At 35.9% G+C, this 26,600-nt stretch carries 22 protein-coding genes; 4 read left to right on the forward strand and 18 right to left on the reverse strand.

Annotated elements, in window-relative coordinates; genetic code table 11:
- Nucleotides 1-6 precede the first annotated feature (6 nt).
- Both K4L44_11490 and K4L44_11495 read right to left on the reverse strand, forming a co-directional pair.
- Nucleotides 7-1,512 carry a RagB/SusD family nutrient uptake outer membrane protein gene (locus K4L44_11490; GenBank protein ID QZE13208.1) on the reverse strand — a complete coding sequence of 502 codons (1,506 nt, stop codon included), beginning with the start codon at nt 1,510-1,512 and terminating at the stop codon, nt 7-9.
- 11 nt (nt 1,513-1,523) lie between these two features.
- A complete protein-coding gene (locus K4L44_11495; GenBank protein QZE13209.1) occupies nt 1,524-4,601 on the reverse strand; it encodes a SusC/RagA family TonB-linked outer membrane protein in 3,078 nt (1,025 codons plus the stop codon).
- Nucleotides 4,602-6,155: 1,554 nt separating this feature from the next.
- Here K4L44_11495 and K4L44_11500 point away from each other — a divergent pair.
- On the forward strand, nt 6,156-8,282 hold the full coding sequence (locus tag K4L44_11500) for an RNA-binding transcriptional accessory protein (protein QZE13210.1): 2,127 nt from the start codon (nt 6,156-6,158) through the stop codon (nt 8,280-8,282).
- A 134-nt stretch (nt 8,283-8,416) separates the two neighbouring features.
- On the opposite strand, the gene K4L44_11505 is transcribed toward K4L44_11500, so the two are convergent.
- Nucleotides 8,417-8,668 carry a hypothetical protein gene (locus K4L44_11505; protein ID QZE13211.1) on the reverse strand — a complete coding sequence of 84 codons (252 nt, stop codon included), beginning with the start codon at nt 8,666-8,668 and terminating at the stop codon, nt 8,417-8,419.
- Between the two features lie 233 nt (nt 8,669-8,901).
- Here K4L44_11505 and K4L44_11510 point away from each other — a divergent pair, with 233 nt between their 5' ends.
- From K4L44_11510 to K4L44_11520, 3 genes are all read left to right on the forward strand, one after another.
- The gene (locus tag K4L44_11510; GenBank protein ID QZE13212.1) at nt 8,902-10,551 is read left to right on the forward strand and encodes a sodium:alanine symporter family protein; all 1,650 of its coding nucleotides are present in this window, start codon (nt 8,902-8,904) and stop codon (nt 10,549-10,551) included.
- A 1,344-nt stretch (nt 10,552-11,895) separates the two neighbouring features.
- On the forward strand, nt 11,896-15,045 hold the full coding sequence (locus K4L44_11515) for a TonB-dependent receptor (protein ID QZE13213.1): 3,150 nt from the start codon (nt 11,896-11,898) through the stop codon (nt 15,043-15,045).
- A 25-nt stretch (nt 15,046-15,070) separates the two neighbouring features.
- Nucleotides 15,071-16,690, forward strand: coding sequence for a RagB/SusD family nutrient uptake outer membrane protein (locus tag K4L44_11520; GenBank protein QZE13214.1), 1,620 nt, complete (start codon nt 15,071-15,073; stop codon nt 16,688-16,690).
- A 130-nt stretch (nt 16,691-16,820) separates the two neighbouring features.
- Here K4L44_11520 and K4L44_11525 read toward each other — a convergent pair whose 3' ends face one another.
- The 15 genes from K4L44_11525 to rplR form a co-directional block, all read right to left on the reverse strand.
- A complete protein-coding gene (locus K4L44_11525; GenBank protein ID QZE13215.1) occupies nt 16,821-17,972 on the reverse strand; it encodes a BamA/TamA family outer membrane protein in 1,152 nt (383 codons plus the stop codon).
- Nucleotides 17,973-18,197: 225 nt separating this feature from the next.
- Complete coding sequence (locus K4L44_11530) at nt 18,198-19,517, reverse strand: citrate (Si)-synthase (protein ID QZE13216.1); 1,320 nt, start codon at nt 19,515-19,517, stop codon at nt 18,198-18,200.
- A 94-nt stretch (nt 19,518-19,611) separates the two neighbouring features.
- Entirely contained in the window at nt 19,612-20,082 is a 471-nt protein-coding gene (gene rplQ, locus K4L44_11535; GenBank protein ID QZE13217.1) for a 50S ribosomal protein L17, read from the reverse strand.
- 6 nt (nt 20,083-20,088) lie between these two features.
- Nucleotides 20,089-21,081: a DNA-directed RNA polymerase subunit alpha gene (locus tag K4L44_11540; protein QZE13218.1), complete on the reverse strand. Its 993-nt coding sequence runs from the start codon at nt 21,079-21,081 to the stop codon at nt 20,089-20,091.
- A gap of 18 nt (nt 21,082-21,099) precedes the next feature.
- Nucleotides 21,100-21,708, reverse strand: coding sequence for a 30S ribosomal protein S4 (gene rpsD / locus K4L44_11545; GenBank protein ID QZE13219.1), 609 nt, complete (start codon nt 21,706-21,708; stop codon nt 21,100-21,102).
- A gap of 30 nt (nt 21,709-21,738) precedes the next feature.
- On the reverse strand, nt 21,739-22,128 hold the full coding sequence (gene rpsK / locus K4L44_11550; protein ID QZE13220.1) for a 30S ribosomal protein S11: 390 nt from the start codon (nt 22,126-22,128) through the stop codon (nt 21,739-21,741).
- A 12-nt stretch (nt 22,129-22,140) separates the two neighbouring features.
- Complete coding sequence (gene rpsM, locus K4L44_11555) at nt 22,141-22,518, reverse strand: 30S ribosomal protein S13 (protein ID QZE13221.1); 378 nt, start codon at nt 22,516-22,518, stop codon at nt 22,141-22,143.
- Between the two features lie 31 nt (nt 22,519-22,549).
- Nucleotides 22,550-22,666 carry a 50S ribosomal protein L36 gene (rpmJ, locus tag K4L44_11560; protein ID QZE13222.1) on the reverse strand — a complete coding sequence of 39 codons (117 nt, stop codon included), beginning with the start codon at nt 22,664-22,666 and terminating at the stop codon, nt 22,550-22,552.
- A gap of 13 nt (nt 22,667-22,679) precedes the next feature.
- Entirely contained in the window at nt 22,680-22,901 is a 222-nt protein-coding gene (gene infA, locus K4L44_11565; protein ID QZE13223.1) for a translation initiation factor IF-1, read from the reverse strand.
- Nucleotides 22,880-23,692, reverse strand: coding sequence for a type I methionyl aminopeptidase (map, locus tag K4L44_11570; protein ID QZE13224.1), 813 nt, complete (start codon nt 23,690-23,692; stop codon nt 22,880-22,882). Before map ends, infA begins: the two co-directional genes overlap by 22 nt.
- Before the next feature lie 11 nt (nt 23,693-23,703).
- Nucleotides 23,704-25,044, reverse strand: a complete 1,341-nt coding sequence (gene secY / locus K4L44_11575; protein QZE13225.1) for a preprotein translocase subunit SecY — start codon at nt 25,042-25,044, stop codon at nt 23,704-23,706.
- Between the two features lie 6 nt (nt 25,045-25,050).
- Nucleotides 25,051-25,497 (reverse strand): 50S ribosomal protein L15, encoded by a 447-nt coding sequence (rplO, locus tag K4L44_11580; GenBank protein QZE13226.1) that lies wholly within the window; start codon nt 25,495-25,497, stop codon nt 25,051-25,053.
- A 25-nt stretch (nt 25,498-25,522) separates the two neighbouring features.
- The gene (gene rpmD / locus K4L44_11585; protein QZE13227.1) at nt 25,523-25,702 is read right to left on the reverse strand and encodes a 50S ribosomal protein L30; all 180 of its coding nucleotides are present in this window, start codon (nt 25,700-25,702) and stop codon (nt 25,523-25,525) included.
- Between the two features lie 11 nt (nt 25,703-25,713).
- A complete protein-coding gene (rpsE, locus tag K4L44_11590; GenBank protein QZE13228.1) occupies nt 25,714-26,229 on the reverse strand; it encodes a 30S ribosomal protein S5 in 516 nt (171 codons plus the stop codon).
- 8 nt (nt 26,230-26,237) lie between these two features.
- Nucleotides 26,238-26,594, reverse strand: a complete 357-nt coding sequence (gene rplR, locus K4L44_11595; protein QZE13229.1) for a 50S ribosomal protein L18 — start codon at nt 26,592-26,594, stop codon at nt 26,238-26,240.
- Between the last annotated feature and the right edge of the window lie 6 nt (nt 26,595-26,600).

Below are 26,600 nucleotides of genomic sequence, written 5' to 3' on the forward strand. Positions count from 1 at the left end.
CCACATTTATTTGGTTGGTTGACCATCTTTAAGATTCGCATTGATATCTTGCTCTCTTTCTGGAACATGCCATCTAAATCTCTGAGAACCATCAGGAATAGTTTCAGGAATAACGTTTGTCTCATCACGTACTAATCCTTTTCCTAGACGAAGAACTTCTCTCATATCATGTCCTTCACCAAACAACTCTTTTCTTTTCTCCAATAAAATCTCCTCTAACAGAGTATCGCCAGTACTACCACTTTTCACAGCACCTTTTATACTTCGTTTTTGGATATCAAATAAAAGATTTTGTGCTTCTGTATTTTTACCCATACGAGCAAAACACTCAGCCTGAACTAAAACCATTTCAGCACCTCTAATATAATTGTAGTCTCCAACAGCAAGATCTCCTTGAATATCTTTTCTAAGTACAGCTCCTCTTCTTGGAAATTTACCTCCTGCAGAATATGCATCATGACTTTTCATATATCCAGCTGCAGCGCTATAGCCACCATCTTTACCTTTATATGGATAGTAAGCATTATAATTAGGTTGTTGTATAAAAAAAGCAGTTCTTAGATCGTTAGAGCCAAACTTCTTAACCAATGACTTATTGATTAACAAATCCTCTCCCATTCCGTCATAAGTATCATGATAAGAAAAGAAATCTCGATAAATAGATCTTAATACTTTAGTATTCGAAAATGCCAAAATAGTTTCTGAACTAATATGAGAAATACCTGTAGCATACTCTTCTGACGACATTAATGTCACGCCTTCCATAGCCATTTTTGCCTCTTTTTGGGCCATATCCCAGTTGTGCATATCAAGATAAATACGAGACAACAGCGCATGCACTGCATTGGTATTCATGTAGTTCTGATTATTATCACACCCTTGAAGAGATTTCAATGATTCATTAAAAAGAGCAATTGATTTTTTATAAATCTCATCTAACGTATTTCTTTTAGGCTTTACACTATAATCTACATAATCTACAAATGGAATAGCCAAAGATTTACCATTATCCACATGGTATGCATTTGCATAAAATCGAGCAACATCGGAATAAACCATTGCCATTACTGCCTTAGCGTCAGCCAAATAGAAATCTTTCAAATCTTTGCCAACTGCTTTTTCGATATTTTCTTCATTTTTAATTATCGAGTTACAGACCTCTGTAATCCCATAAGTTTGTTCCCAAACAGTAGCACTCCATCCAGTAGTTGCTGAATTTTTAAGTGCAGCTACATCACTAAAGGTCTGGTTCCATTTATTTCCATATACGACATCATTAGAGACAAAAGAACCACACAGAGGCATTCCTGCTTGATAAAGACTCCCCGTACTGTTGTTCTTACCCGCAAGCAAATTATATATCCCGATTCGTGTTGCTTTGATCGAACTTGCATTGGAGTAAACTTTATCAGCTTCTAGTTTAGAAGTTAATTCAGGAACTAAAAAATCCTCACTACAGCCTCCTAAAAACAAGGTAAAAAGTAGTATATATAAAATTCTATTTTTTTTCATCTTCAAGTCAATTAAAAGTTAATATTTACACCAAATCTCACAGTCCTATACATAGGTAAAGTATAACTAGAACCATTACCTGAAAGACTGATCTCTGGATCTCCGGACTTCATATCAGTTAGGATAAATAAATTATCAGCATTCACATAGAATCGAAGATTGCTCACTCCCACCTTTTTTGTTATCCTAGAAGGTATAGTATAACCTAATGTTACGTTCTTCACCTTTAGAAAATCACCGTCAACTAAGAAACGTGTTGAAGTAGAAGAGGAGTGCGACTTGTTGTCCCAAATATTCTGAGGTATATCTGTAATATCCCCTTTCTTTTTCCATGAATTCATCGCTTCCACAGCGGATACTCCTGTTTTACTTGATCCATCATGCATCAAGTGAGCATAAGCATAGTCGTATACATTGCCACCAACAGAATAGATGATCTGGCAGCTTAAATCGAAACCATAGAATTTGAAATCATTATTAAAACCACCAAAGAAATCTGGGGTAGATTGACCTACAAAATATTTGGTTGCACTACCATAATCAGATGTCTTCACTTTAGAAACAGCTCCTGTTTTTGGATCCTTTTGATCCATATACCATTGAGGCTTTCCATTGTCTGGGTTTACACCTGCCCAATCTCTGATAAAATACTCATATCTTGACTTTCCTTGAACATATTTTTTTGTTCCGCTAACCCAAGACTCTGGAATTTCTACAATTTCATTGATATTCTTCGTAAATGTCAGAACTGTATTCCATTGAAAATGCTTTGTTTTAACCGCCAATGCATTAATTTCAAACTCAATACCTCTATTCTCAATTTCACCAACATTTTTAGTAACCGAACTGAAACCAGTTGTATATGGAATAGGACGATCCATCAAAAGAGAACTTGTATTTCTCTTATAAACTTCTAAAGTACCAGAGATACGGTGAAGAAGAGAGTAATCGATACCTAGAGATAAGTTATCTTGTTTCTCCCATCCCAAATCATAATTTGGTAAGTTATTATGAACAATACCCAGATCAGAAAGATAACTATAGCCAAATCCATAGTAATCCCCATATTTATAGGATCCAATGCCATCATTTCCTGTTACTCCATAAGAGCCACGTAATTTCAAATTATCAATCACATCACTCTCTTTCAAAAAGTCTTCCTGTGAAATTCTCCATGAAGCTCCTACCGACCAGAAATTACCCCAACGGTTGTTCGGTCCAAATTTTGAAGAACCATCTCTACGGAATGATCCATCAATATAATATTTATCCATCAAGCTGTAACGAATACGTGACAAATAGGATAAGGACGTAGATTCTAAGGTTGATGAAGAAGGTTTCTGTGGATCGACCCCATAACTCAATTCATTACTAACATCCCCCATAGGAAGGCCATAAATACTTGCTCCTGTAGTATTTTTATGATAATAGTAAGATTCTGCACCCGCAAGAATTTCAATATGGTGTACTGCTGCAAAATCGGTCTCATAAACAAAATCGCTATGTGCATAATATCTTCTAGTAAAGACGTCACTTCTATAAGAACGACCATTGTTTGTAACCCCAGATCCATGTAGATTGTTCGTATAAGAAGAACTTCTAGATCCATAAGCTTTTGCGGAACCATTTACATTTAAAGTTAATCCTTTCGCTGGCTTAATTCTTATAAAAGGGGCAATGTACGCACTGAAGTAATAATCATTAGATTCATCTAATTCCATAAGACCAACTGGATTATAACCCTGATAATTAGGATTATCATAGTTATACTGCTTATTTCCATTATAATCTAGATCATACGCATACTCATATGTCCCATCAGGTTTCTCCTTCACCTTTTTCATCTTATACATTGGAGCAGTAGGAGTGATAGAATTAGACATATAATACATGTTATTCTCATTTGCAGCATCTGTATATGTTCCAGAACCTTGATAATAGCTTAAGTTGATTTTTAAACCCATATCTACAATTGGTGAAACTTTGGTATCAAAAGAGAATCTTGAATTGAAGTTATCATATTTTGATTCTTCCACAAAACCTTTATACTTAGAATAGAAGTTAGACCAACTATAGTTTGTTTTGCCATTGTTTCCTCTAATAGAGAAAATATACTCATCCAAATCTGCTGGTTTTAATACAGCATCTCTCCAATTGGTAGAGTATAACAATTGTGCTTTCTCGTCTAATTTACCATCAGCACCAATTGGATATGTCATATTGTAAGGATTATGTCCTAATTTAGCATTGGTCTTTTGGTTACTATAATTGGTACAGAACTCATCATCTTTTCCATAACCCTTCGCATAATTATAGAGTCCTTCATGAATATATTGGTAATGCTGTCCTGCATCCATATAATCAAAGTCAGGATCAATTGGATCGATATTTGATTTTTTATAGGAGAACTGAATCTGTGGTTTTTTAAGCTTCGATCCTGTCTTGGTTGTGATCAAAATAACTCCATTCGCTCCTTTAGAACCATAAAGAGCAGTAGAAGAAGCATCCTTTAATATGGTCATACTTGCGATATCTTCATCACTTGGAGTAGGAGCACCAATAACCCCATCCACAACATACAAAGGTCCAGATGAAGCATTGAAAGATCCATATCCTCTAATACGAACCGAACCTCCTACAACCTGAACACCAGCTACGGTACCCTGAAGAGCCTTTGTAATACCTCCAGAGGTTTTTAAAACTTCTTCCGATTTTACGGTTGTTGCAGATCCAGTAAAGCTCTCTTTCTTCGCAGTACCATAAGCAACTACAATCACATCATCTAAATCTACCTGTGAGGATTTTAATTGAACTTTAAATTCTGTTTTTGATCCAATAGTTAATTCTTGTTCCGTCATTCCTACATAAGAAATTCTTAAAACCTTAGAATCATTTGGAACTTTTAGTTGGAATTTTCCATCATAATCTGTTACAGCACCGATAGTAGTACCTTTAACTACAACAGACGCTCCTGGAATAGGGGAGTTATCCTCCGCAGATGTGACAACACCTTTCAAGACCTTGGACTGTGCCCAAGAAGATTGCACACACATTAGAATGCATACAAATAACATTAATACTCGATTCATAGATGTATTATATTTGATTTAACATATATATATCACACACACAATGGTGTTTTTAGATATATCTAGTTTAAGAGAAGAGGATTCAATGTTTTATTGCCAAGCAACAAGGGTTATTGAACCACATAAACTTCTCTTTTTTTACATTAATGAAGTCGTGAAACAATGAAGATTCTACTACGTTATATATAGAAGTAAGAATAGTTTGAGTTGATATAATTATATCGTATAATTACCAAAAATTACTAGATGGGTACTACTCAAATGTGCTCCATTTTTTCCAAACTCCTGAGTCCGCCAACTCGGGAGTTTTCACTTCATTAGCGATTTCTATAAGCCAAGTTAATAATATTTTTAATATATATTTACACAAATCTACGACTATATGCTATTTTTTAACTTTAAAGTTGCAAATTGTGACTTTTTACATACTTTTTGACTATATCTCTCAAAAGAGCATTAGTAAAGTATGACATAAGTTATATGAAAAAAAAGCAATTACATGATATAAGTTATTTACAAAGATAGAATAGATTCTATGGTGTATTTATACAATATCAATATTACCTTTCTTCGTCGACACCTTACATTAAACTATTTTTAATATTTGCATTTAAATCACAACCATTATTTTCAATTTACCCCATCACAACGATACCAATAACAGATCATAATATATGTATTACATTGTCATCACAATGATAAGATGAATTAATAAATATTAAACCACAACCACAAAAACATTCATATCACCACATTGACAATAGATTACAAACCTATATCTCAAAATAATCGAACAAGAATCTCTATTCAATTTGCTTTTTCGCCTAAGAACAAATTCGTTCTAAAAATTATTATATGTGAAAAAACATCACATATAATAGTAAACTCTTGTATCATCCACTCTTCAAAAAAAGAGAAAAAACAAACAATTGAGTATTAAAATATGACTATCTAAACTTGGATACAGACCATCAATGGAATTTATGGCGTTCAATAATTAATGTGCGGCTAAACTTTTTGTCCTGTAAAAAATCGAATTTTCAAGGCATTCGTGGATTCATTAACATTTGCAACACTTTCTCTGATAATGCCCCTGACAGATTACACTCCTAGTTTAACTATGGATTGAAGGGTACTTTGTCCATGGTTTGTCCATGGTTTGTCCATACTTTGTCCATCGATTCTCCATCGATTCGATGGTTGAAGCATGAGTAAGAGATGAACATTCCATGAATAAAGTGATATTCAAACTAGGGTTAAGGCAGATTGATATACTCATGTAAGATGCAGAATGAGGCTATTGCAAACTGACAGGAAAAGGGTGTAATTTCGATTCTTTGCTTTCTACAGCTGATATGCATAAGGTCATCATTCTCCTTAATGTCTCCGTTATTTTTAAACTTATAAACGAATTTCTTATCTTTATATATCAATAAACATTCATTATCTCTGATTACACTTCATGAGTAATGAAGTTGATACAATAAGAAATATATCTTTGTTCTCAATTCGAACATATATTCCAAGTTGTAATTTATCACAATCTTCATATCTATGACATCTCTCGAAATTAAACATATAAGCGAATCGCTAGGACTTCGCTCATTTCAAGTTGAAAATACGATAGCACTTTTTGAGGAAGGTGCAACAGTCCCGTTTATCGCACGCTATCGCAAAGAACGTACCGACTCTTTAGACGAGGTTATTATCGCAGAGATACAACAATGTAAAGAGAAATGGGATGTCCTGAATAAAAGGAAAAAAGCAGTTCTAAAAAGTATTGAAACTCAAAATCTTCTAACCGAGACATTGAAAACTCAAATAGAAGAAGTAACGGAAATACAACAATTAGAAGACATCTATCTTCCATACAAACCTAAACGCCGCACCAAAGCTACGATTGCCAGAGAGAATGGGTTAGAACCATTGGCAAAGATGCTAATGAAACAAAACAATGCAAATATCGAACATGTTGCAGAGAAATATCTAAATAACAACATTCAAAAACCTTTAGAAGCTATAGAAGGAGCACAGAATATTATTGCAGAATGGGTCAATGAAAACGCCATTGCTAGAGATATTGTTCGTGATGGTTTTCAACGAGAATCATCTATCGAAGCTAAAGTTGTAAAAGGGAAAGAGGAAGAAGGAGATAAATATTCTAACTATTTCGAATGGAGAGAAGCAATCTCAAAATGCCCTTCACACCGAATGTTAGCAATGAGAAGAGCCGAAAAAGAGGGGGTGCTCAAGATTGCAATTTCATCAAATAATGATAGAATCACTTCGCGATTGAATGGGCTTTTTGTTAAGAAAAACGGCACTTGTCATGAAATGATAGAAGAGGCTGTTCACGATGGGTATAAACGTCTTCTGATGCCTTCGATCTGTACTGAGGTTTTGAAAAACAGCAAAGAGGAGGCTGACAAAGAGGCAATTTCTGTTTTTTGTGAAAATCTGAAGCAACTACTGCTCTCAGCCCCATTAGGCGAAAAGCGTATTATGGCACTAGACCCAGGATTCCGTACTGGGTGCAAATTAGTATGCCTTGACCAACATGGTTATCCTAGACACAACGAAACCATTTTTCCTCATAAAGGAAAATTAGATTACCAGAGAGCACAGAAAAAGGTAGCACAACTTGCCAATGCCCATAAAATTGATGCCATCGCGATTGGAAATGGAACTGCAAGTAGAGAGACAGAAGCCTTTATTAAAAGAGTCCCTTTTGATCGAGACCTTTCTGTTTTTATTGTAAGCGAAGATGGTGCTTCAATCTATTCCGCTTCAAAAGTTGCAAGAGATGAGTTTCCTGAATACGATATTACTGTAAGGGGTGCTATATCTATTGGTAGAAGACTCATGGATCCACTAGCGGAACTAGTAAAAATAGATCCACAGAGCATTGGCGTTGGTCAATACCAACATGATGTAGATCAAAAATTATTAAAAGAGGGATTGGATAGAGTGGTCTCTTCTTGTGTGAACCGTGTTGGAGTCAATGTAAACACAGCCTCAACACACCTTCTACACTATGTCTCTGGATTGGGACCTACTTTGGCAAAAAACATTGTGGAGTATCGTAAAGAGAATGGAGCTTTTACCTCAAGGAAACAGCTAAAGAAGGTGAAACTGATGGGGGATAAATCTTTTGAACAGTGTGCAGGCTTTCTACGAATTGATTCGGCTGCAAATCCTCTAGACAATTCGGCAGTACACCCAGAAGCATATTCCATCGTCACCCAAATGTCCAAAGATCTTGGCGTAACCACAGAAGCGCTTATTGGGAATGAAAACCTATGCGATCAGATCGACATCTACCGTTACGCAACTGAAAAACTTGGAGTTCCTACGCTTTTAGACATCATAGAAGAGCTAAAAAAGCCAGGAGTAGATCCGAGAGATGAAATAGAGACATTTAAGTTTGCTGAAAATATCTTTAAGCTAGAAGATATTACTGTTGGAATGATCCTTCCTGGAATCGTTACCAATATCACAAATTTTGGTGCATTTGTTGATGTAGGTATAAAACAGCAAGGACTGGTACACATATCTGAAATGGCAGACCGTTTTATCTCCGATCCAAATGAAGTGGTAAAATTACATCAACATATTAAGGTAAAAGTGATAGATATTGATCTAGCTAGAAAGCGTCTACAACTCTCTTTAAAACAGATTTAGTTTTTAAATTCGGATTAAATTTTCGTTTTATTTATAAGACAAAGGAGTCATTCTAATAAATAAATGACTCCTTTCTTTATTAAGATACAAGCATGCTATCTAAGTAGTAAGATACTCGCTATAAAGAGAAAGAATTAGTCTTCCTCTTCATCCAATAATTCCTCTTGATAATCAAGTTCTGCTTCAAGAAAGGCATCAGCTTGTGCAATTAGATCTCCAATAAGTTCAACGGACTCAGGCTGATCATCAAACCAAACAATAACGGGTTTAGAAGGGATTCCTTCATCTCCTGACTCTACAATAAAACGAGGAGTCTCTGTGTGTAACACGTAAACCTTATCAGGATCTACTTGGGCGTTATCTGCAATTAAAAACTTTGGTAACATAGCTATTCTCTTTAGACAAGAAGCTAAAAACAGCTTCTTTATTTCGTTTGACAAAGCTATAAATTATTTCATCTAAATGGTCAAACATTAATTTTTATAGAAATAAATACAAAAAGTAGATCAATAGAGGTATAATTCACAATTAATATAAAATTATATACATATATTTAAATTTTGTGATAGTATCGAATTGTAATATTATCACAGACTTCGACAATCAAATGCAAATATATATGAACTATTTCTTACACTTAATTCAATTTCTACAAGACAATATTAGTGGATCACTGTGGTTTGTTCTTCTTCTACTAGGAACAGGATTATTCTTTACAATCTATTTAGGATTCCCACAAATAAGACACCTTGGCACATCCATTAATATTCTTAGAGGAAAATATGATAACCCAGATGACAAAGGAGACACTTCACACTTTCAAGCACTTACCACTGCTTTATCGGGAACGGTCGGAACAGGAAATATCGCAGGAGTTGCTTTTGCTATTCACCTTGGAGGCCCTTCTGCCCTATTTTGGATGTTGATCACAGCTCTGCTGGGAATGTGTACTAAATTTGTAGAGGTTGTTCTTTCTCATAAGTATAGAGAAATAAATGATATGGGGACTATTTCTGGTGGTCCAATGTACTATATGAAAAATGGGCTAAAATGGAAATGGATGCCTATCGTCTTTGCGATAGCAACAATCATTTCAAGTTTTGGTACAGGGTGCCTACCTCAAGTAAACAGTATTGCAAACTCGCTGTTTGCAACTTGGGGAATAAATAAAATTCTCTCTGGTGCAGTCCTTGCATTAGTTTTGGGATTGGTAGTACTCGGTGGGATAAAGAGAATTGCGAAGGTCACAGAAAAATTAGTCCCTTTTATGGCAATTCTTTACTTAATCGGTGCACTGTCCGTTTTAGCTTATAATTATGAAAACATAATTCCATCTATTGAATCAATATTCTCTGGTGTATTTACTGGGAGTGCCGCAACTGGGGGCTTTTTAGGGGCTTCACTGGCTTTTGCTTTCAACAGAGGGGTAAACAGGGGCCTTTTTTCAAATGAAGCAGGACAGGGATCCGCTCCTATCGCACACGCTTCAGCAAAATGTTCAAATCCCGTACACGAAGGCTTTGTAGCACTTTTAGAGCCTTTTATTGATACAATCATTATCTGCTCAATTACAGGGATCACCCTTTTGAGTTCGGGAGTATGGAATGAGAAGATCGAGACCCCTTTTGAGAAAACCAATACTGTTATTCTAACTCAAAAATATGATGAGAATAATTCAGATGATCTCAACAAACTCAAGTCATATATTGTAGGAGAATCATCTATACCAACATTTGATGGAGAGCTTACAGTAGTTGATGGCAAGATCACGAAAGAAGTTTCAATTCTGCATGCACATTCCATTGCAGAAGAGGTTGTAATCTATTTTAATAACAAACCATACAATGGGACTTTGTCCGTTCACAACGGACATGTTAAACTTGGAATGGAATATGTGATTCAAGGAAAATCATTAATACATAGTGCTCCGCTTACGACAGAAGCTTTTACGAGAGGTTACTTTGGAAAATATGGTAAATATATTGTTAGTATCGGCTTACTCATGTTTGCTTTTTCTACAGCCATAGCTTGGGCTTATTATGGATCTACTGCTGTGATCTATCTCGTAGGAACCAAATACGTCAATGTATTTCTACTATTATATGTGATTGGATTCTTTATCGCGGCATTTGCTGACACCACCCTCATATGGGCAATCTCTGGAATAATGATCGCTTTAATGACCATTCCGAACTTAATAGGTTTGCTATTTATGCACAAAGAGATAAAACAGGAACTTAAAGACTTCGAGAAAACAAGCAATAAATAGAACCGACACTTCTAAAAAACCATATCGAAGAATAAATACCCTCACACTAGTAGTTGGAAACTACTCAGAATCTTTTATAGCCTAGCCTCTATTCTTTAGTGAATAGAGGAATTCTAGATGGCGATCAAAGATTCCGTTTCTTTGTTCGTCAAAAGGAGCAGAATATTAAGGATTGGAAAACAGTAAAAGGGAAAGATAAATCATATCCTATATTAACATTGAAATAGGACTTCATAAACACATTAAAAGGATGTCATATAAGGACTTCCTTTTTTCATGAATAAAAGACAGATATCTGAACCTATTAATTAAAATCAAGTACTAAATTGGCTATACCTTCAAATCAGGTATAACTATAATAAATCAAGAAAATGTATTTAATATATGACCACATCCAGTAACTCATGTAATAATAAATAAAAACTTGATCTTTTCATCCAATTATCATAAAAAGACATAAATATCTGGATATTTATGAAGCAAAATTGATACAATAGAAGAGGTCGAAAAATCAAGCAGATAAGTTATTTTAAGTTATAAGAAATATACAAAGAGGTCATCAACAACTAAATATAATGTGAATTTATGTAAACACAATATATTTATTATTACAAATTAAAAACAATACTTAATAAGCCTATAAGCTATTAATAGGTAGGGAAAACATGCATTATTTAATAATGTATAAGAGAACTAAGATCATTTATCAAGATATAGATCTTAAATAAATATATAGACAAGTATAATAGACACAAAAGCCTACTAAATAAGACTCAATCCTATTTTACATACAATTATCGAGACCTTAACTACTGCACATTTTAGTACTAATAATTATCAAGAATTAAAGTCATTATACTTTTAAAATAAAAGGTATACACACAACCTAAATTTAGAATCTAATCAAACAACATAATTATCTATAAATCCCACAATAAAGGTTAATTATCGTAAAGTTAGATATATCCTCATATAATATTGTTAATATTATTTTTAATATTGTAAAATAGATAAGACATAAATAGAATAAAAAAACTCCCATGTTTGCCGACACAGGAGTTTTGGAAGAAGCTTGCAGAGATACAAACTCCTTTAATCTAACAAAAGGTAATGTTACAGTATTTCTACTATATGACAAAATATTAAAACCTTAAAGTTTTGTTAATTTCTTCCTTCATTTATGTATTTCTGATACAGACGAAGTATACTCTTTGACCAAAGCAGTCATCGGGTACACAAGTCTTTTTTCATCTTCTTTTTTCAATTATTGGATAAAAGGATATTATCCATAGGGGGATTTTACCCCCTTATTGGATAGCATGTTAAATCAAATATAGTACATCTATGAATCGAGTATTAATGTTATTTGTATGCATTTTATTATGTGTACAATCTTCATGGGCACAGTCTCATTCTATCAAAGGAACTGTGAAATCAGCAGAAGATAGCTCACCCATACCAGGAGCATCTGTTGTAGTTAAAGGAACCACCATTGGTACGGTGACTGATATTGATGGTAAGTTTCAACTGAAAGTACCACAAAGTTCTAAGACCATAAGGATTTCATATATTGGAATGGAAGAGCAAGAGGTTACAATTGGGAACAAAATGGAATTTGTAATTCAACTAAAGAATTCTCAAGTAAACCTAGATGATGTGATGGTAGTCGCCTATGGTACAGCAAAAAAAGAGAGTTTTACAGGATCTGCTAGTGTTGTATCTGCAAAAAAATTAGAGACACGCCCTTTAACTTCGGTAAGTCAAGCACTAGAAGGCTCTACAACTGGTGTACAAGTTACAACAGCAACTGGGCAACCAGGAGCAGCACCAACAATTAGAATTCGTGGTTTTGGCTCATTAAATGGTGATGCAAATCCTCTTTATGTATTAGATGGAGTTCCATACAACGGCTCATTATCTGACATAAACCCAGATGATATCGCATCCATGACTATCTTAAAAGATGCATCATCTTCTGCTCTTTATGGTTCTCGTGCTGCAAATGGTGTAATTCTTGTAACAACAAAAAAAGGAAAGACAGGGAGTAAAACATCTGTCAATGTAAAGGCTCTTTACGGTATGGTAAGCCGTGGAATACCTCAATATGATAAAGTTAAGGCGAAACAATATTATGAGCTATCAACTGAATCTTTTAAAAATTCATTAATCAAAGGAGGCGCAACACCAGAAGATGCTCTATCAAGTGCAGTAGCAGGGATATATTCTCAACTTAAATATAATCCATTTAATGTAGCCAATGATAAAATTATGATGCCTGATGGAACGATTAATCCAGATGCATCAGTAGTAGCTCCAGATTTAGATTGGTTTGAACCACTAGAACAAACAGGTAAAAGACAAAGTTACACTGCTTCAGTTTCATCGAGTAATGACAAAGTAAGTAATTACCTATCTCTAGGATATTTAGATGAAGAGGGATATGTGATTAACACAGGTTATAAGCGTTTCAACTCACGTTTGTCAACAGACTATAACGTAAATAATTGGTTAAAAATTAGCAATAACCTATCATTTACAATGAGTGAGTCAAAATTTAGTGTTGGAACAGGAGACTCTAGCTATAACAACCCATTCAACTTCAGCCGACGTATGGGGCCTATTTATCCTGTATATATCGTAGAACCTCAAACAGGAAAATATATCTTGGATGAATATGGTAATAAGCAATATGATATAGGCGAAGGCTACGCTGATTATGGAATTAATGCAAGGCCATCTGGTGCAAACAATGGGCGTCATGTGATCGCTGAAATGAAGTACAACAATGAGCAAAGCAAAGTGAACACTGTATCAGACCGTTTTATGGCATCAGTACAGTTGGTTGATGGTTTGACATTAAGTACTAATGTTGGTATTGATGTGAGAAACTATAGGAATAAGAGCTTCGAAAATACAATTGTTGGAGATGGTGCACCATCTGGCAGATTTACGGATTATAGATACATCACGACTACAATCACAAGTAACCAATTGCTACAATACAAAAAAGAGTTTGATTCAGGACACTCTATTGACATACTAGTAGGTCATGAGAGCTATATGTATGACAACGAGATTATTCGCTCAATGAAGAAACAAGTTATTGCTCAAGGGATTTATGAATTAGCGCAATTTGTTACTCCAACAGATGTAGAGGGGTACGCAAATCAAAAACGTATTGAAAGCTACTTAGGGCGTTTAGAATATAACTACCAAAACCGTTATTATTTGTCAGCATCTTATCGTCGTGATGGATCATCTGTGTTTGATAAAAAGAATCGTTGGGGAGGATTTTTCTCTGTGGGAGGTTCATGGAGAATTAAAGAAGAGGCATTCCTTCAAGAAGTTGACTGGATCACAAACTTAAAGTTAAGAGCTTCTATTGGTGAGGTAGGAAATGATAGACTAGGATATTATGCTTCACAGGCACTATATGGAACAAATCCAAACGGAACAAATCCTGGATTAATTTGGACTAGTATTGGAAACCAAGCGTTAAAGTGGGAGGTAAATACAAGTTATGACTTTGCATTAGAATTTGAGGTTTTTGAAGGCCTTCTTTCGGGTTCCGTTGAATATTATAAAAAAGATTCTAAAGATCTTCTATACTCAATGCCATTAGCTCCATCTCAAGGATTTACGAGTCAGAGTAGAAATATTGCGTCATTGAGTAATAGTGGTATTGAAATTGGATTAAACACGAAGTTGTTGAATAAAAGAAATATCAAGTGGGATTTAGACCTACAAGTGTCAACCATTAAAAATGAGATTACGGAGATCCCTGACCCATTTGTAACAGGTTCAAAAAGATGGGATGTCGGACACTCAATTTATGACTTCTTTTTATATGACTACTATGGTGTAGACCCTGACAATGGAGATGCTCTTTTCTATAAGTATAAGGAAAATGAAAATGGAAATACCTCAAGAGAATATAATGAAGATGGTTCACCAGTTCTCGTAAGTAATTATCAAGATGCAGGGAAAGGATATATCGGAGAATCATCCATTCCTGATTTTTACGGATCTATTGGAACCAATATCCAAGTAAAAAACTTTACACTATCTGCATTAGCAACATACTCTATTGGAGGTAAAATTCTAGATTACAACTATGCGTCACTCATGAACTCACAGGACTTGGGCTCTGCAATGCACGTAGACCAAGCAGATGCATGGAGAAAAGAAGGGGATATTACAGATATACCAAGACTTGAAAAAGATAATAGTATTCTTGCTCCTTCAACATCATCTCGATGGTTAACAGATGCATCATACTTAGCTCTAAAAAATGTAACATTGAGCTATACATTCAATCCTGAACTACTAAAAACAACAGGTATTAGTAGATTGCGTTTATATGCATCAGGCGAGAACTTATTTTTATGGTCAAAACGTACTGGTATGGATCCACAACAATCATTCTCGGGAACAACCAGCAACAAGTTTATTCCATCTAAGATTATATCATTTGGATTAGATGTATCATTCTAATTATATCTATCAAAAATTGTATCAGATGAAAAAGATTATATATATATTTTTATTGGCATTCACCTTTGCTTGTAGTGAGGACTTTTTAGATGTAACACCAACAAATGCTGTAGGAGAAAAAAATGTTGTTACATCTCCTGCAAACCTTCGTACTGCACTAAATGGAGTGCATCGTTTAATGTACCAGCAGTCACCTGTTTCGAAAGGAGCTAACCGAGCGGGAGAAGGCTACTTGATGCCGCTTTTAGAATTTGGTGCTAGTGACATGTTACACTCATCAAATGGTAATGGTTGGTTTAGATTTAGACTAAAATGGCAAACACATATTAATGCAGACTACTTTGACTCACGATATCCCTGGATTCATTACTACTATCTGATAGCAAATGTGAACAACATTTTAAAGGCAGCAGATACGATGACTCAAACAGAAGATATCAAAGATGTCCTTGGACAAGCTTACGCTTATCGTGCATATGCATACTTTCGTTTAGTACAACTGTATGGTAAGAGTTATACTTGGGGGAATCCTACCACAGATTTAGGAGTTCCTATTGTTCTAGAGACAAAAGCACCATACGAAGGAACTAAAAGAGAAACTGTGCAGAAGGTATATGAACAAATTATAGCTGACATAACAGAATCAGTTGACCTCTTAAAAGATGTATCTGTTGCTTCGGACATCTCTAATATTACACTACACACTGCCGAAGGAATCGCAGCAAGAGTATACTTAACAATGGGTAATTGGGTAAAAGCAGCTGAATTCTCAGCTAAAGCAAAAGAAGGTTATGCTCTAATGAATGAAGAGCAATATATGAAAGGTTTTAATAGTGGAGAACTACCTGAAATGATGTGGTCAGGGCATATTGTAAGTGATCAAACAACCTACTATTATGCATGGTTCTACTATATTGGAACAAACTTCAATGGTAGCCAGAATCGCGGAAATCCTAAAATGATAAACAACAAACTGTTTGCTGAAATTTCAGATACAGATTACAGGAAAAAGCTTTGGCTAGAGAATGCACCAGATGCATTTGCGGGTGCATTGAGAGATCCTAATTATAAGCCAGATTATCCTGCAGGAGCCACTAAAGAGGACTCAGTTGCATTAGAAAAAATTGCTAAGGATAATTTTAATAGTGATCGTAAGGAATTACTAGACAAATATGGTATGACATCAGGTTTTTATACAGTCCCTTACATGTCTGTAAAGTTTAAAAACAAAAATGCAGGATCTATTGATTCAGATGACGTCATGTACATGAGGGTATCAGAGATGTTCCTAATAGAAGCAGAAGCATTATGCCATGTAAACAAAGATAGCGAAGCTGCTGAAGTACTATTCTCATTAGTGTCAAAAAGAGATCCAGATTACGTAAGAAGCACCAAAACAGGAGATGCATTACTTCAAGAAATACTTCTTCAAAGACGAATCGAACTATGGGGAGAAGGACATAGATGGTTAGATATGCTTCGTAATGATGTCGAACTAAATTTAGAAGGAACAAATGCAAGTAAAACATTATATTCAGACGGATACAAACAAGCAAAACCTTCTGAAAACTCACTTTGGTTATTCAAAGTTCCTACTGAGGAGCTAAATGCAAACAGTAATATTACACCAGACCAACAGAATTAAATTAATAAACTTCTCTCATGTAAAATGAGAGAAGTTTATTTTGGTTGAAAACTTCTAAAAAATAACACCTAATCGTCTGGAAGTCATCTATCTTAGTGGTAATTCGATTACATTCACATTATGAAGTATACTAGAAAGCCTCATTAAAATTAAAATATAGTCCTTTGGTATTTTGTCCTACCCCAAAGTCTATACGAAAATTCATTCTTGGTTGGACCTCTAAACGATAACCAATTCCAACATTTGGCAAAACATTCTGCATATCAGTCACACTAGAGCCCATAGTACCAGCACCTGCCCAAAGAGTCATTCCACTTTTACTTAGATCGCCATTCGCTTTTTGAAATGTATATCTATATTCAGCAATACCATATAACATCGCATTATCTCTATATTGCCCCCAAGTATAACCTCGTAGATCAAAAGGAGTTCCTAACTGAGACAATTCTGCCCAAGGGACATCATTTGTCGCAACACGCCCACGTACCTGCCAAGCCAAAGTAGACCCTTTGCGCTTTATTTGTTGATATTGCCTATAATCTAAGTCATAAACTTGATAATTAGAGCTACCTCCAAAGTTAGTAGAATAGGCAGTAGCAGAAGCCTTAAGATACAACCCACACCAAGAATTAACAGGGATATCTCGTGTATCATATTCTAGAATAACCCCAAGACCACTATTGAATCTTTGATCATTATTAAAATACCCATCATCAAATGCAGTAGCATCCCCCTCATCGTCAGCCATTGAATAGTTACTTGCATCTGTATAATTCAAATCAACATTCAGACCAAGATAAAGATCCTTCTTTAAACGGAACATAAATCGAGGGTTTACCCAAAACCATGTTCTATCATAGCCAGTCATCGTAGACTCTTTTTCAAAAGTACTTCCATTATCATATCCCTTACCCCAATAATTGTCAGGCATAGATTTAAACCAAAAATCACCAGTTAAACGAAATTTATCTTCATTCCAAAAGGAAGTAAGCCTCGCATTAAATATAAAGGCACCAGTCGTTGAATAACCAACAAATACGGGCAGAGATGAACGTTGAATCAGGGAATCCTCAGGATTGGTCTTAAAAGACATTAAACCGCCAGCAGATATAAGGAATCCAAGTTCTGGAGTATAACTAGGAGCTACCAAGGGAGAAATCCAAAACTTTCCATCCTTCATAGCTTTTGCTTTTCTTACTTCTTTAGATATTGATTTATCTTTTGCCTGTAAATTGATAATCGAACCAAAGCAGACAACGAGAATAATAATTGCTCTATACATGTTTATACTGTTTTAAATAATACAGCTAAAATATATTATGCAAATAGAACTAGTTTGTTATATAAGCTCAATATGATATCCACATTAGCTCATAAAAGGGTGAAAGATTGAGTGTATGATAAAAGTTAAAATTCTTAGAGAAATATACAAAATGAGTATAAAAAAAAAGATTGATAACAAGAACTTAGACTTATTATCAATCTTAATATAAAAGTGGAATACTAATTAGTCTTCAGAATTAGCATATTCAGTAAACCAATCTAATGTTTGAGAATTTGGGCGCTCAATTGGAAGCGATAGGAAACGATCCCAGATCAATTGTGCCCCAACTCCAAGAGCACGGCTCACACCAAACATGACGGTATAGAATATATAGTCTTTGATTCCATAATGCAATAAAAGTGATCCAGAAAATGCATCCACATTAGGCCACGGATTCTTGGCTTTACCTCTCTCTTGAAGAACAGCTGGAACCACTTTATAAAGAATATTAACGGTGTGGATAAGCGGATCATTCTGAACATACTTATCTGCAAAATCCTTCTGTGTTATAAAACGAGGATCAGTGGCACGCAAAACAGCATGTCCATAACCAGGAATAACATTACCATCATCCAAAGTTTTCTCAACAAAGTCGTGAATTTCCTCTTCAGATAGTCCCTCTTCAAAAGTTCTATTATAATGCTTATACATACTCTTAATCCAACGAATTACTTCCTGATTTGCATAACCATGCAAAGGTCCAGCCAACCCTATCATACCAGCAGCATAAGAATAAAATGGATTACTTAATGCAGAGCCAACAAGATGCGCAGTATGGGCAGAAACGTTACCCCCTTCATGATCAGCATGAATAAACATATACATACGAAATAATTTAAACTCTTCTTCAGAATTGAACCCCATCATATGAGCAAAATTCGCAGACCAATCAAGATTTGGATCCAAAGCAATTACTTCTCCGTCGCAAAATTCTTTTCGATAAATATACGAAGCAATAACAGGAAGTTGAGCAATCATATTCATAACATCCTCATAAGTAGAATCCCAATAGTCCTCTTTTCGAAGACCAACGCGATGTTGCTTTTGGAATTGAGATTGAGTAGCTGCAGCTAGAATACCTGTAGAAAAGCGAGTCATTGGCTTTGATGTCTTTGGAAGCGCATCAATTGCCCGAAAGACATGTTCAGGAACTTCTGATCTCTGAACCCAATCTTTACGCATATACTCAACCTCCTCCATTGTTGGAACTTCTCCAGTTAGGAGCAGGTAAAATACCCCTTCTGCTAAAGGCTCTCCTTCAGTATTATAACGTGGTAGGACTTTATATAATTCGGGGAGTGAAAAGCCTCTATAGCGAATTCCTTCATATTGATCCAGTTTAGAGGTTACAGTTAAAAGAGAAGTAACGCCTCTCATACCACCAAGAACATTTCCGATGGTCACTTCGTCAACAATAAGGTCACGAGACTCTTTCAATAAGTCTTGAAGTTGGGCCCGCATAAGTGAGCCTTTTTCAAATAAACGTTGTTTAATGTAGTCCATATATATTTAGGGTTAATTGTTATCATACCTTGACTACATAACAACAAAAAAGGGAAACAAATGTTTCCCTTTTTTCTCTTAGAGTATCTTAAAATTACTCAGCTGAAGCATCAGTTGCAGGAGCTTCTGTTGCAGCATCAGTAGATTTCTTACGACGTCTACGTGATTTAGCAGCAGGCTTAGCATCTTTAGCATTCAACATAGCCTCATTATAATCTACAAGTTCGATAATACACATCTCAGCATTATCACCAAGACGGTTACCTGTTTTTAGAATACGTGTATATCCACCTGGACGATCAGCTACTTTTACAGAAACCTCGCGGAACAATTCTGTAACAGCAGTTTTACTTTTCAGGTAACTAAATACAGTACGGCGATTGTGTGTAGAGTCATCTTTTGACTTAGTAATCAATGGCTCGACATACATACGCAAAGCTTTCGCTTTTGCAACAGTAGTAGTAATACGCTTGTGTAGGAGAAGAGAGCAAGCCATGTTTGACAACATTGCTTTTCTGTGAGCGCTCTTTCTACCCAAGTGGTTAAACTTCTTATTATGTCTCATTTTCTATTATTCCTTGTCTAATTTATACTTACTTATATCCATCCCGAAATTGAGATTCATGCTATCCAATAGTTCATCTAGCTCTGTAAGAGACTTTTTACCAAAGTTACGGAACTTAAGAAGATCATTTCTATTGTACTGTACAAGGTCACCAAGTGTATCCACGTCGGCTGCCTTTAAACAGTTAAGAGCACGAACTGAGAGATCCATATCAACTAAGCGAGTCTTTAGCAATTGACGCATATGAAGAACCTCTTCATCAAACTCTTCGTTGCCGAATTTCTCCTCATTATCTAATGTTATCTTCTCATCAGAGAATAACATAAAGTGATAGATTAGAATTTTGGCAGCTTCCTTAAGCGCATCTTTAGGATGAATAGATCCATCAGTAGTTATCTCTAACACCAATTTCTCGTAATCAGTTTTCTGCTCAACACGGTAGTTTTCTACAGCGTATTTAACATTTTTGATCGGAGTATAGATTGAATCAATTGGAATAATACCCAAATCATCTTCTACTGGTTTATTTTCAGTACTTGGAACATAACCTCGACCTTTTTCGATAGTTAACTCCAACTGAAGTTTCACTTCTGGGTTCATTCTACAGATCACAAGGTCCGTATTCAAAACTTGAAAGTTAGAAGCAAACTTATTAATGTCGCCAGCAGTAAATTGCTCCTGACCGAAGAGTGAGATAGAGACTTTTTCACTGTCAAAATCTTCTACTTCTTGTTTAAAGCGAACTTGCTTAAGATTAAGAATTATTTCAGTTACATCTTCAATAACTCCTTCAATAGTAGAAAATTCATGCTCAACGCCTTCGATCTTAATTGTAGTGATAGCGTATCCTTCTAAAGATGACAACAGTATTCTTCTTAAAGCATTACCAACAGTAATACCATACCCTGGTTCTAGAGGACGAAACTCAAATTTACCAAAGGTTTCTGAAGAATCCACCATTATCACTTTGTCTGGCTTTTGGAAAGCTAATATTGCCATAAATCTTAGATTATATCGTTATTTAGAGTACAACTCGACGATTAGTTGTTCCTTAATATTCTCAGGAATCTCTGTTCTTTCAGGACGATTCAAGAATTTTCCAGATAAAGCAGCAGAATCCCATTCTAACCATGAGTACTGACCACCACGATGAGACGCAAGAGAATTTGAAACCACCTCAAGTGATTTTGATTTCTCACGAACTCCAACAATATCACCAGGACGTACACTATACGAGGCAATATTCACTACACTACCGTTAACGGTAATATGCTTGTGTGATACTAGCTGACGTGCTGCAGAACGTGTAGGTGCGATACCTAAACGATACACTACGTTATCTAGACGACACTCTAACAATTGCAACAACACCTCACCTGTAACACCTTTAGATGAGTTAGCTTTCTTGAAAAGCGTACGAAACTGACGCTCAAGAATACCATAAGTATATTTTGCCTTTTGTTTTTCCTTCAACTGAAGACCATATTCAGAAGTCTTATTTCTTCTCTGATTTGGTCCATGTTGTCCTGGAGGATATGCTTTACTCTCTAGAACCTTGTCAGGTCCAAAAATTGCTTCACCAAATCTACGTGCGATTTTCGACTTTGGTCCAATATATCTAGCCATTTAATCTTACTTTAATAAGTCTTATAAAAATTATACTCTACGACGCTTAGGAGGACGACATCCGTTGTGTGGCAACGGAGTAACATCAACAATCTCTGATACAGTAATACCAGTATTATTGATAGCACGGATAGCTGACTCACGTCCATTTCCTGGCCCTTTAACGTATACTTTTACTTTACGTAGTCCTAGATCGAAAGCTGTTTTAGCACACTCTTCAGCAGCAACCTGTGCAGCATAAGGAGTATTCTTCTTTGATCCACGGAACCCTTTTTTTCCTGCTGATGACCACGAAATAACCTCACCGTTATTATTAGTCAAACAGATGATGATGTTGTTAAAAGAAGAGTGGATATGAGCTTGCCCAATAGCCTCTACTTTAACAACTCTTTTTTTAGTATTACTTGACTTTTTTGCCATAATCAGTTAACCTTATTTAGTTGCTTTTTTCTTATTTGCAACAGTTTTTTTCTTACCCTTACGTGTACGAGCGTTGTTTTTTGTCTTTTGTCCACGCAATGGTAGTCCAATACGATGACGAATTCCACGATAACATCCAATATCCATCAATCGCTTGATGTTCAATTGAATTTCAGAACGTAATTCACCTTCAACAGTAAAATCACTATTGATCAAACCACGGATCGCTTGGAATTGTTCATCCGTCCAATCCTTCACTTTGATGTCCTTATCTACACCAGCCTTTTCAAGAATCTCAACAGAAACACTGCGACCGATACCGTAGATATAGGTCAATGCGATTTCGCCACGTTTATTAACTGGGATATCTACACCAACAATACGAGCCATAAAATTTGTTTTTAAACTTTAGATTAAAGAATTATCCTTGACGTTGCTTAAACTTAGGATTTTTCTTGTTGATTACATACAAACGTCCTTTACGACGCACAATCTTGCAGTCACTACTGCGCTTCTTAATCGATACTCTAGTTTTCATTATAACTTAACGATTAGTTTTTATATCGAAATGTGATACGCCCCTTAGACAAATCATAAGGAGACATCTCTACTTTCACTTTATCTCCAGGTAAAATTTTAATATAATGCATACGCATTTTACCTGAAATATGTGCTGTTAATACGTGACCATTGTGTAATTCTACACGAAACATTGCATTTGACAATGATTCAATAATAGTCCCGTCCTGTTCTATAGAAGGCTGCTTCGCCATAAGAATTTATTTTTTTTAAATTGATTCTCCACAAAACAAAAATCAGTCAAGGTTTCAGCACCACATGGTCTTACGACGACAGTATGCTCATAATGAGCAGCGTAGCCACCATCTTTTGTTAAAACACTCCACCCATCTTCAGACAAGAATAGATCTGTTTGATATTCTGTCAACATAGGTTCAATTGCGAGTGTTAAACCCTTAAAAAGTTTCTCACCCATTCTTGAACGGCCAAAATTACGCACAAAAGGTGACTCATGCAAATTTTTTCCAATTCCATGACCACCAAACTCTTTGACAATCCCAAGATCATCTCGTTTGGCAACAGATTGAATTGCATGACCAATATCACCAAGACGTTTTCCCTCTTGAGCAATTTTGACGGCGCAAGATAAGCTTTCATACGCTGATTTACAAAGATTAATGTATTTTTCCAACACATTCCCTACTAAAAAAGTAAAACAGCCATCGCCATAGTACCCATCTAGGTTCACGCCACAATCGACAGATACAACATCGCCATCTTGAATAATATATTCAGATGGCAAACCATGTAAAACACAGTCATTGACTGAGACACAAATAGAATTTGGAAAATTATTATAACCTAAGAAACCAGGAGTGGCTCCTTGTTTGCGAATATAACATTCAGCAACGGCATCCAACTCTAGAGTTGAGATGCCGGGTTGAATAAGTTTTGTTATTTCAGCTAAGGTTTTACTTACAAGTAGCGAACTTTTTCGTATGAATGAGATTTCTCGTTCTGTTTTGTAATAGATGGGCCCATTCATTATGAAAAAGTTTATATTGCTGCTGCTCCACCAACACGTCCCTTAATACGACCATCTTTCATAAGACCATCATAGTGACGCATTAACAAATGTGATTCGATCTGCTGCAATGTATCCAAAACAACACCTACTAAAATCAATAGTGAAGTTCCACCAAAGAAGTTTGCAAATTGGCTATTAATACCAAGCATCATTGCAAAAGCAGGAAGGATTGTTACGAATGCCAAGAAGAAAGATCCAGGCAATGTGATACGTGACATAACTGTATCTAAGAACTCAACAGTCTTTTTACCAGGCTTAACACCAGGAATAAAACCACCATTCTTTTTCATATCTTCTGCCATTTGAACAGGGTTCACAGTAATAGCAGTATAGAAGTATGTAAATACAATTACAAGTAGTGCCATAACGAAATTATACCAAAATCCAGTAATATCGCTAAAAGCAGATACAGAACTACTTACACCGTCTGATCCAGAGAAGCGTGCAAAACTAATAGGAACAACCACAAGTGCTTGTGCAAAAATGATAGGCATAACACCAGCAGCATTCACTTTCAAAGGAATATACTGACGAACACCACCATATTGTTTGTTTCCTACAATACGTTTAGCATACTGTACAGGAACTTTACGAGTACCTTGTACCAATAGGATAGAAAGCATAAATACAACAAAAAGAAGAATAAGCTCTACCACGAACATTAAGAATCCAGCACCTTGTTCTGCCATACGTGAACCAAATTCAGCCACAAAAGCAAAAGGAAGACGAGAGATAATACCGATCATAATGATTAAAGAGATACCATTACCAATACCTTTATCAGTAATTTTCTCTCCTAACCACATTACAAACATAGAACCTGCACACATTAAGATCATGGCAGGTACAGTAAAGAAGGCGCCTTCAACTGCGAAGGCGCTTTCTGGTAATTGGTAATGCAAATTCGTTAGATAACCAGTTCCCTGTAGTAAAAGAATTCCTACAGTTAGGAAACGCGTAATTTGATTAATCTTATTACGTCCTGATTCTCCATCTCTTTGTAAACGTTGAAAGTATGGAACAGCGAGACCCAAAAGCTGAATAACAATCGAAGCGGTAATGTAAGGCATAATACCTAATGCAAAGATAGATGCATTAGAGAATGCTCCTCCCGAGAATGTATTTAACAGACCTAACAAACCGTCAGCTGTTTGATTCTTCAAATTACCTAGTTGCATTGGATCAATACCTGGTAAGGCAATAAATGATCCTAAACGATAAACCAATAACAACAATAAAGTAGTATTGATACGAGTACGCAACTCTTCGATCTTATAGATATTCTTTAGGGTGTCGATTAACTTTCTCATATAGGTTTAGAGTATTTCTGTTGTTCCAGATAACTTTTCAATAGCTTCTTTTGCACTTTTTGAAAAAGCGTTTGCTTTCACCTCTAATTTAGAAGTAATTTCCCCATTTCCCAAGATTTTTACCAAATCATTTTTAGAAACAAGGCCAGCTTTCACCAACAACGCTTTATCAATAGTTGTAGTCTCATACTTATCAGCAACAGCTTGAAGAGATCCCAAGTTAACTCCTTTGTACTCTACACGGTTGATGTTCTTAAAACCAAATTTAGGAACCAAACGTTGTAGAGGCATCTGACCACCTTGGAAACCAACTTTGCGGCTATATCCTGATCTAGACTTAGCACCTTTGTGCCCACGTGTCGAAGTACCACCGAATCCTGAACCTTGACCACGGCCAATACGTTTGTCAGAGTGAGTGGAACCTTTCGCAGGTTGTATATTGTGCAACTCCATATCTAGTTATTTTTTTATTTGTTAATTATAATTCAACGACCTTCACTAGGTGTTTAACAACATTAATCATACCTAGAATTACTGGAGATGCATCATGCTCAACACTACCATTAAGTTTACGCAAACCAAGTGCTTCTAGATTACGCTTTTGAGTCTTAGTAGCTCCAATCGCGCTTTTTACTTGTGTTACTTTTATTTTTGCCATTGTGTTTTGAATTATCCGTTAAACACTTTGTCAAGAGAAACTCCACGGTGTGCTGCAATAGTGCGAGCATCGCGAAGCTCTGCAAGAGCATTAAAAGTAGCCTTTACCAAGTTGTGAGGATTCGAAGAACCTTTCGACTTAGCTAGGATATCGTGAACTCCAGCACTCTCTAGTACTGCACGCATCGCACCACCCGCTTTCACTCCGGTACCGGAAGAAGCTGGTTTCATGAATACACGCGCACCACCAAATTTTGCATATTGCTCGTGAGGAATAGTTCCTTTAAGAACAGGTACATTGATCAAGTTCTTTTTCGCAGCGTCTACCCCTTTAGAGATAGCCGTTGTTACTTCATTCGCTTTACCAAGACCCCATCCTACGACTCCGTTCTCGTTACCTACTACCACAATAGCAGAGAAACTAAAGGTACGACCACCTTTTGTCACTTTAGTAACACGGTTAATAGCAACCAATCGATCTTTAAGTTCGATGTCGCTTGTTTTTACGTTACGAATATTTTGTGCCATTGTAATAATTAGAATTTAAGACCGTTTTCGCGAGCAGCGTCAGCAACTGCTTTTACACGTCCGTGATACAAATATCCATTTCTATCGAATACTACTTGAGTTATTCCTGCTGCGATAGCTACTTCAGCTGCTTTTTTACCAACAGCGGCAGCAACCTCAGACTTAGATCCCTCAAGGCTTGCGATCTCTTTACATAATGACGACACAGATAACACTGTTTTACCCGCATTATCGTCAATAAACTGAACAGAAACCTGTTTGTTACTGCGATATACGCTCATACGAGGAGCAGCTGCCGAACCAGAAATAATTTTTCTGATTCTTTTCTTGATCCTGGCGCGTCTTTGTAGTTTTGTTAAAGACATGATTTT

It is taken from the genome of Prolixibacteraceae bacterium (assembly GCA_019720755.1).
GTDB classification, from domain to species: domain Bacteria; phylum Bacteroidota; class Bacteroidia; order Bacteroidales; family Prolixibacteraceae; genus Halosquirtibacter; species Halosquirtibacter laminarini.